This is a genomic window from Sanguibacteroides sp. AM78-02pH3A, assembly GCF_027666085.1.
Taxonomy (GTDB): domain Bacteria; phylum Bacteroidota; class Bacteroidia; order Bacteroidales; family Marinifilaceae; genus Gabonibacter; species Gabonibacter massiliensis.
Genome location: NZ_JAQEHX010000027.1, coordinates 1 through 478 on the forward strand (window position 1 = coordinate 1; position 478 = coordinate 478).

Consider the following 478-nt stretch of genomic DNA (forward strand, 5'->3'; position numbering starts at 1 on the left):
GGTTGATCAAAGAGTAACGGAATGGCTTGTCTTGCGTGAACGCGTTATAATCCCGGTCTCCCTCCCGTTCCGTGTTACGCTCACCGTGACCCGTCAAAAAGCCCACCTTAGGCAACTTCATCACGATACGTTTGAAAGCGGCCGAGATCTCCGTTTCCCCGGGGAAGATTATCATGTCATCGAACACCCGCAAGAAGGTCTTTTGACCGTTCTCCCTCTCCAACAAACGAACGAAACGATTGTACTCACCGGACAAATCAATTCGTGCACGAATCTGTTCCGGCTTCAATACCTTCGTCGTGTCCAAGCCGGTGGATTCAAGCGTCCTCTTCACCATCTGGTCGAAGGTCATGTTCGGGTACCTCTTTTCCAGGTTCTTCATGTTTTTTACCGAATCGTAATAATAAACGTACTTCATCGTGATATCCGGTTTAAAACGAAGATACTGACGGAAACGACGCAAATCGTAACTTTTTTG

At 47.7% G+C, this 478-nt stretch carries 1 pseudogene; it reads right to left on the bottom strand.

The features are described from left to right. Window positions 1-478: pseudogene (locus PGR74_RS14065) on the bottom strand (Gldg family protein); the annotation flags it as partial.